Genomic DNA, 8,118 nt, shown 5'->3' on the forward strand with positions numbered 1-8,118 from the left:
ACCGTGGGCATGATAGCCGTGGTTTTGTTCCTGGGCGGCTCCCTGGTTTATACCCAAGGTAGACAAACGCCGGAGACGGTAACAGCCCCAGCCAAGACAGGCAGCCAGTGGGATCCGGTTGAGCTGCGCTGGGGTGAGGATGTGCCGGAAGTATTGGTAAACCAGTGTGTTGTGCTTAGAATTCGAGCGGCGGCCGGGGGTTATACGCCCTGGCAGCGAGGTGAGATTGTGGCCCAAAGACTGCGGACGACGTTGACTGCCGGAGCGGACCTTCACTGTATCGGGCTTGGAATTGAGAACGGCGAGGCTGTGGTCCGGGCGCCCACCGGTATCTTGGTAACGGTTGATCGCGTAAGCGCACAGGCGAACCAAACACCGACACCATACTTGGCCCTGGCTTGGGCCAACAACATTCGCGCCAGTATAGGCATAGAACCCCTGGGAGTAGAAGAAGCGTTTCAGACTATGAGCCGAGGGCGCTCGGTTACTGCCCGGGCTTCATGGTACGGATCTCGGTTTCACGGTCGCCTTACTGCCAGCGGTGAAGTCTTCGACCAGAATATATATACTGCTGCTCACCGAACGCTGCCGTTTGGCACCCTGGTGCTGGTGACCAATCCTATCACCGAAAGATCAGTACTGGTGCGCATAAACGACCGAGGTCCTTTTATTGCAGGACGCAGTATCGACCTGTCCCGGGCAGCAGCCAGGGCCATAGGCATGGAAGCAGCCGGTGTCGCCGATGTCGAGATCACGGTGGTTAGCCCGTAACGGAATGAGCTCCCAATCCTGGTGACAAGCAAAGACGAAACCAACGAGGTTCTAACTGGAGGCAGGCATCAACAGGTGCCTGCCATTTTTGGCTTTGCTTGTTATCAGACTAAATTGCATGGTATAATAAACAAGATTAGAGCCAAGGGAGGCCGCTGTTTTTATGGATAAAGTGCGGATCAGATTTGCTCCTAGTCCAACCGGATCGCTGAATTTAAGGAGGGCGCGAACGGCGCTCTTTAATTGGCTGTTCGCCCAAGCTTACAACGGGACATTGGTATTTAGAAGTGAAGACATTGACCAAGAACGCTCTTCGGTGGAAGCGGAAGAGTCTATTCAAACCGATCTGGCCTGGTTGGGAATCGGTTGGGATGAGGGCCCCGACAAAGAAGGCCCTTACGGCCCCTATCGGCAAACAGAGCGGCGAGATGTGTATGCTCGTTTTACTAAGCGGCTGATTGAGGACGGATTTGCTTATCAGTGTTTTTGCAGTGAGCGGGAGTTGGCTGATCAACGGCGGGAAATGCTGTCGCACGGGGAGACGCCACGTTACACCGGCCGCTGCCGAAACCTCACCGAAGAAGACCGGGCGCGGCTAATTGCTGACGGCAGAACGCCGGTGGTTCGCTTTCGTACCCCCGGGGGCAGGACTATTGCCTTTACCGATTTGATTCAGGAACAGGTGGAGGTGGGGAGCGAGGGTATAACCGACTTTATCATTGTCAAGGCTGATGGATTGCCTACTTACAACTTCGCCGTGGTTCTGGATGATCATCTCATGGGCATTACCCATGTAATCCGCGGTGACGAACACTTGACTAATACGGCCCGGCAGATTATGCTGTACGAAGCATTAGGCTGGAAGCCGCCTGAGTTTGCCCATCTACCGTCTCTTACCGACGAAGAGCGGCGGTTATCGGCTACTGTCGGTCTGGGTACAGTGGACGAGTACCGGAAGCGCGGTTATCTCCCGGAAGCACTGGTTAACTTTCTGGTTCTGTTGGGCTGGGAGGGGTCAGAGAAGCCCTTCTTTTCCTTACAGGAAGCAGCGGAAAGCTTCCGGCTGGAACAAATTACCAAGAAGCCGGCAATATTCAGCCCCAGCAAGCTGCGGGAGATTAACACTCACTACTTAAAGAGAAGTTCACCGGAACGCGTGTTGGAACTGGCCCTGCCACACTTACAGCAAGCAGGCTATGTGAACGAACCCAACGAGCCTGAACGCACTTGGCTGCTACAATTGGCTCAAGCTATGCGCGGCGAGTTAGGCGAAGTGGCTGAAATCAGCGATCAGGCATCATTCTTCTTTCAGTCTGAGGTACAACCTGAGAGTGGCAAAGCCCGGCTGGTGCTAAAAGAAGAACAGGTTCCGGCGGTTTTTGCTGCGGTGGAAGAACGGCTGGACAACTTAGCTGAACTTAAGCCGGCCCACATCCGTACCGAGCTGCGTCAGTTGTGTAAGGACATGAATCTTACCACTCGGCGGGTGTACCTCCCTTTGCGGGTAGCGCTTACCGGTAGATTACGCGGCCCGGAGATATTTCAAATAATGGCCCTGCTCGGACGAGACCGAGTAAAAGCTCGATTGCAAGCAGTGCGGAAATTAGGCTTCTATAACAGCTAGAAAGGGGAATGCCTGGTGCCACTTAAGGTATACGATACCATGTCCAGAAGTCAGCGCGAATTTACTCCCCGGGATCCGGGGAAAGTAAGCATTTACGTGTGCGGTGTCACCCCGTACAACTTCTGTCATATCGGCAACGCCCGTCCCTACTTAGTGTGGGATGTCATCAGGCGCTATTTAGCTTACAAAGGTTATTCGGTTCGCTATGTTCAGAATTTCACCGATGTGGATGACAAGATCATCAAACGGGCTCAGGAAGAAGGCATCAGCGCCCTGGCAGTGGCTGACCGTTACATTAAAGAGTATTTCCATGATATGGATGCTTTGGGAATCAAAAGAGCTGATGTGTATCCCCGGGTTACAGACCATATTCCGGACATAATCGCTATGGTGGCAAAACTGGTGGCAACTGAGCACGCATATGTGCTGGACGGCAACGTTTACTATTCGGTGGGGAGTTTTCCCGATTACGGTAAGCTTTCAGGCCGCAGCCTAGAAGACCTAAAAGCCGGGGCTCGGGTAGAAGTGGATGAGCGCAAACGGCATCCCATGGACTTTGTGCTCTGGAAAGCTTCCAAGGAAAACGAACCGGCCTGGGACAGCCCGTGGGGACCCGGACGGCCGGGTTGGCATATCGAGTGTTCTGTTATGTCTCTGAAGTATTTGGGACCGGGCTTTGATTTTCACGGTGGCGGCTCCGATCTAGTGTTCCCGCATCACGAAAACGAGGTAGCTCAATCGGAAGCGGCTACAGGCACGACTTTTGTCCGCTACTGGGTGCACAACGGGTTCATTAACATGGGCGGCGAGAAGATGGCCAAATCAGTGGGGAACGTGACCCGAGTACGGGACCTTGTTGAGCAATATCCGGGGCCGGCCCTTAGATACTACCTGTTATCCACCCATTATCGCAGTCCGATCGATTTTAGGCTGGAGGATATGCCGGCAGCAGTGCGGGGCTGGAAGCGTCTGCTTAACTTAGAAGAGAATTTAGAGCTAATGTTGGCCGGAAAAGAAACCGCTGGCCCGGCAGACTTGTCTCCTGGCGCCCAGGAGTTTTTAACCACGTTGGCCGAGCATCGCCAGGCCTTTGAGACAGCTATGGACGACGATTTTAATACCGCTCAGGCTGTGGGTGTCTTGTTTGATTTAGCTCGAGACCTAAATAGCTACTTGGCAGCCGGTGCGGTTAGCGGTGAACGGGCAGCGGTACTGGTAGCCGGGCGCGATTTGTTCCTGTCTTTAGGCGGGGTGCTGGGACTGACAGGTGTAGATGAAGGGCGGCTGGACAAAGTCTTGGTGGACGGTCTGGTTCAGCTAGTGGCCGAGCTGAGACAGGAAGCCCGGACCCGAAAAGACTACGGCACTGCTGATCGGGTGCGTGATCGCTTGGCCGAGCTGGGCATCATTCTTGAGGACACTGCTGCCGGGGTTCGCTGGCGCTACAAATAATGGATAGATCACTGTGCTACCCTTATGGGCGGCACGAGCGGAAAGATGAAGATGAACGCGCTCCGAACCGAGCCCTAGAACGGTCGAAGCGGAGATCGGAGCCGGAGAGTAAGCACTGGCCGATAGAAGGCGCGGTTGTGCACAACGGCCGCCGGTTCCAAAGGACTTTGTTGAAGGAGACGGTGCTTGTGCTGGTTAAACTATTGAATTACACACCCGACCCCGAACGAACAGTGGCCGCCGCGGCCCGATTGTGTTATTCGGAAACCGGAGCCGCGGATTTGCTTAAGGATCTTTCGGACGAACAAGTGGCCAAGCTGTTGACTCATTTAGTCCAAAGCGGACATGAGTCACCCACAGAGCACGTTACTTTCACCTTTGCCATTGAGGGTGTAAGTCGAGCCTTGTCGCACCAACTGGTACGACATCGCCTGGCTTCTTATTCCCAACAATCGCAACGTTACGTGCGGGAAGAAGCCTTTGATTTTATTATTCCCCCTAGCATCAGCCAGCGGCCGGCGGCCAGGGAAACCTTCCTGCAAGCCATGTCCGCCATTCAACAGGTATACAATGAGCTGGTTCAGCAGGTGCCGCCGGAGGATGCGCGCTATGTTTTGCCTAACGCCTGTGAGACCAAGTTAGTGGCTACTTTCAACTGCCGCAGCTTATACAATTTGTTCCGTTTGCGCTGCTGCCACCGGGCTCAATGGGAGATCCGGGAGCTAGCCGGCGAAATGAGAAAATTGGTTCGTGAGGTGGCACCGCTACTGTTCGCCCTGGCTGGACCGAGTTGTGAAACTGAAGGGGTATGCTATGAAGGTCGTTTCTCCTGCGGACGGGCTCCGACGGTGAGTCATAGAGGCCGGGCGGCAGACGTAAGATAAAGCGGAAGGACAAACCGAAGCCCGGGAAGCGGATGGTGACAACAGTGGGACAAGAGGACTTGATTTGGGGTCGCAATGTGGTGACCAACGCCTTGAAGTCCGGGCGAGCTCTCAATAGAGTTTTGATCGGGACTGAACGAGGCGGCGGTATGGCTGCAATCCGAGCTTTGGCCCAAGAGCGCCGGATACCGGTGGAAAATGTCAGTCGGCAACGCCTGGATGATCTCACCGGTGGAGCCATACATCAAGGGGTGGTAGCTTTCACCGCCCCGCGGCTATATTCCGACGTGGCTGACATTTTGGCTCGGGCGGAGGCGCGGGGAGAGCCACCCCTGGTGGTGGTTTTGGCTCATGTGGAAGATCCGCGTAATTTGGGTGCCACTGCCCGTACGGCAGCTGCTGCCGGTGCTCATGGCATTATCATCCCTATGCGCCGGGCGGCTCCGATTACCGGTGTAGCGGAAAAAGCCGCTGCCGGTGCGTTGGACCATATCCCAGTGGCGCGGGTGGTCAATCTCAGGCGTTGTCTTAACGACCTGAAGACTGCTGGCTTATGGGCAGTGGGAGCCGATATGGATGGGGAGACACTATACTTTGAAGCTGACCTGACCGGCCCGGTGGTATTGGTGGTGGGGGGTGAGGATAAAGGCTTGGGAAGATTGCTGGCGCGAGAGTGCGATTTTACGGTCCGAATTCCCATGCAGTCAGAAGTAACGTCACTTAATACTTCAGTGGCCGCCTCCTTACTGCTGTATGAAGTGGTACGCCAGCGCCGACAAACGTACTGACAACTTTAACCTAGATTAAGTATGTCCGCCGCTCTTGACGGACTACAGGCAGGAATACTATAATTAAACCGTTGGGACAACCATATGAGGTAATATGGCAACCTAGCAGATGGAGGCGAGGCTAGTGACCATGGGTGCCACACAAGAAGTGTACTGTGATCTGGAAGAGATCCAGGATGAGGAGCTGGTATCCCAGGCCCGTGATGGCAGTGAGGTTGCCTTAGAAGCCCTGATCAATAAGTATAAGAATTTTGTTCGGGCTAAGGCGCGGTCGTATTTTCTGGTGGGAGCCGATCGGGAAGATATTATTCAGGAAGGAATGATAGGTCTTTATAAAGCTGTTCGTGACTACCGTGACGACAAACTTTCTTCCTTCCGTGCGTTCGCGGAGCTATGTGTAACTCGGCAGATCATCACCGCTATTAAGACGGCTACAAGACAAAAACACATTCCTTTAAATTCTTATATATCATTAAACAAACCTATTTACGATGAGGATTCCGACCGAACGTTGATGGATGTTATCTCAGGTGCCCATATCAGCGACCCGGAAGAGCTAGTTATTAATAGAGAAGAGTTCAACGATATTGAAAATAAGATGGGTGAGATTCTAAGCGACCTGGAGTGGCAAGTTCTGGTCTCCTATTTAGAAGGGCGGAGCTATCAAGAGATTGCCGTTGAGCTTAACCGACACGTGAAATCCATTGATAATGCACTACAGCGGGTAAAACGCAAGTTGGAAAAGTATTTGGAGAGACGGGCCGAAGAATAGACCATTGACTTTAGGCTCCGAAGCGAGTATCATATTACTGCTTACCGCATCTCATTCAAGTTATAAACAGGCTAGTGTATGAGCCGACGTAGCTCAATCGGCAGAGCAGCTGATTTGTAATCAGCAGGTTATCGGTTCAAGTCCGATCGTCGGCTCCATTTTTTCTAGACAAAAAGTTGTTGCTGTGATAAAATATAACGTGCCATAAGTTAAGGTGCGATTGCGTGGAGAGGTACCCAAGTCTGGCCAAAGGGGGCAGACTGTAAATCTGCTGGCGAAGCCTTCGGTGGTTCAAATCCACCCCTCTCCACCAACCAGGAATATAGCGCGGGGTGGAGCAGTCCGGTAGCTCGTCGGGCTCATAACCCGGAGGTCGCTGGTTCAAATCCGGCCCCCGCAACCAAATGCCCACGTAGCTCAGTAGGCAGAGCGTCGCCTTGGTAAGGCGGAGGTCACCAGTTCAATCCTGGTCGTGGGCTCCATAAGAAACATAGACGCCCCAAGGGTTCGGGGCGTTTTGTGTTATGTACATAGAGCGGTATTAATGATGGGTTGGGGACAGACGGCTTATCTTGCCCAGGAAAACATTGCTATTATTTTTTCTAATTTAAGGGTATACTTAAAGGAAAACCATGGGACTGTGTAGAAACTACTGTTTAAAGATTATTCGTGATATCCAGCCTTTCGCCTGGCTGGAAAGCTTTTGCTTTATTTAAGGAGGAGAAAAACATGGCGAAGAAAAAGTTTGAGCGGACTAAGCCCCACGTGAACATTGGTACTATCGGCCATGTGGATCATGGCAAAACAACCTTAACTGCGGCTATCACTCGTTGCTTGGCCCACGCAGGTCTTACTGACTTTATCCCCTTCGACAAGATTGACAAAGCTCCCGAAGAGCGGGCTCGTGGGATCACTATTGCCACTTCGCATGTGGAGTACGAGACTGAAAACCGGCACTACGCCCATGTGGACTGCCCCGGTCACGCCGACTACGTAAAGAACATGATCACCGGTGCCGCCCAGATGGACGGTGCTATCTTGGTGGTCTCCGCTGCTGACGGCCCTATGCCCCAGACCAGAGAGCATATTCTGTTGGCCCGGCAGGTAGGCGTCCCGCATATTGTGGTGTTCCTGAACAAAGCCGATCAGGTGGACGATCCCGAGCTCATGGAGCTGGTGGAAATGGAAGTGCGGGATCTGCTTTCCGAGTACGAATTCCCCGGCGACGATATTCCGGTAGTGGCCGGCTCGGCCTTGAAAGCGCTTGAGTGCGGCTGTGGTGGGAAAGAGTGCGAGGATTGTGGTGCCATCTGGGAGCTAATGGAAGAGGTAGACCGCTATATTCCCACTCCGGAGCGCGATACCGACAAACCGTTCCTGATGCCCATTGAAGACGTGTTCACTATTACCGGACGGGGAACCGTGGTTACCGGCCGGGTGGAACGGGGTAAAGTAAAGGTGAGTGACGACGTTCAGATTGTCGGGCTGGCGGAAGAAAGCCGCAAGACTGTAGTTACCGGAGTGGAGATGTTCAGAAAGACGTTGGACGAAGGTGTAGCCGGCGATAACATCGGGGTGCTCCTGCGCGGGATCGACCGTGAGGATGTGGAGCGCGGTCAGGTATTGGCCAAACCGGGCAGCATCCGTCCGCTCACCAAGTTCAAGGGTCAGGTTTATGTGTTAACCAAGGAAGAAGGCGGACGCCACACGCCGTTCTTTAACGGCTATCGGCCGCAGCTATACTTTAGGACCACCGACGTTACCGGTACCATTAATCTGCCGGAGGGCGTGGAGATGGTGATGCCCGGCGACAACGTGGTGATGGAC

The 8,118-nt window shown here is 53.6% G+C and carries 7 protein-coding genes and 4 tRNA genes; all 11 read left to right on the forward strand.

Features of this window, described 5'->3' with window-relative positions; translation table 11 throughout:
* On the forward strand, window positions 1-771 hold a 771-nt coding region (locus tag GX016_05555), incomplete at its 5' end, for a septal ring lytic transglycosylase RlpA family protein (protein ID HHT71028.1).
* A gap of 163 nt (window positions 772-934) precedes the next feature.
* Window positions 935-2,395: a glutamate--tRNA ligase gene (locus tag GX016_05560; protein HHT71029.1), complete on the forward strand. Its 1,461-nt coding sequence runs from the start codon at window positions 935-937 to the stop codon at window positions 2,393-2,395.
* A gap of 15 nt (window positions 2,396-2,410) precedes the next feature.
* Window positions 2,411-3,847: a cysteine--tRNA ligase gene (locus GX016_05565; GenBank protein HHT71030.1), complete on the forward strand. Its 1,437-nt coding sequence runs from the start codon at window positions 2,411-2,413 to the stop codon at window positions 3,845-3,847.
* 188 nt (window positions 3,848-4,035) lie between these two features.
* On the forward strand, window positions 4,036-4,731 hold the full coding sequence (locus GX016_05570; protein HHT71031.1) for an FAD-dependent thymidylate synthase: 696 nt from the start codon (window positions 4,036-4,038) through the stop codon (window positions 4,729-4,731).
* A gap of 32 nt (window positions 4,732-4,763) precedes the next feature.
* Complete coding sequence (rlmB, locus tag GX016_05575; GenBank protein ID HHT71032.1) at window positions 4,764-5,519, forward strand: 23S rRNA (guanosine(2251)-2'-O)-methyltransferase RlmB; 756 nt, start codon at window positions 4,764-4,766, stop codon at window positions 5,517-5,519.
* Between the two features lie 124 nt (window positions 5,520-5,643).
* Complete coding sequence (sigH, locus tag GX016_05580; protein HHT71033.1) at window positions 5,644-6,291, forward strand: RNA polymerase sporulation sigma factor SigH; 648 nt, start codon at window positions 5,644-5,646, stop codon at window positions 6,289-6,291.
* A gap of 82 nt (window positions 6,292-6,373) precedes the next feature.
* Window positions 6,374-6,449, forward strand: a tRNA-Thr gene (locus tag GX016_05585).
* A gap of 68 nt (window positions 6,450-6,517) precedes the next feature.
* Window positions 6,518-6,604: transfer RNA gene (locus tag GX016_05590), tRNA-Tyr, on the forward strand.
* A gap of 13 nt (window positions 6,605-6,617) precedes the next feature.
* Window positions 6,618-6,694: transfer RNA gene (locus GX016_05595), tRNA-Met, on the forward strand.
* A gap of 3 nt (window positions 6,695-6,697) precedes the next feature.
* A tRNA-Thr gene (locus GX016_05600) sits at window positions 6,698-6,773 on the forward strand.
* A 247-nt stretch (window positions 6,774-7,020) separates the two neighbouring features.
* Window positions 7,021-8,118 (forward strand): elongation factor Tu (gene tuf / locus GX016_05605; GenBank protein HHT71034.1); only part of this gene is annotated, 1,098 nt, incomplete at its 3' end.

It is taken from the genome of Bacillota bacterium (genome assembly GCA_012837285.1).
Classification (GTDB): Bacteria; Bacillota; DTU030; order DUMP01; family DUMP01; genus DUNI01.

Bases quoted from the DNA above. Each gene is read 5' to 3' on its own strand.
- GX016_05560 (HHT71029.1), top strand. From the start codon at position 935: ATGGATAAAGTGCGGATCAGATTTGCTCCTAGTCCAACCGGATCGCTG.
- rlmB (HHT71032.1), top strand. From the start codon at position 4,764: ATGGTGACAACAGTGGGACAAGAGGACTTGATTTGGGGTCGCAATGTG.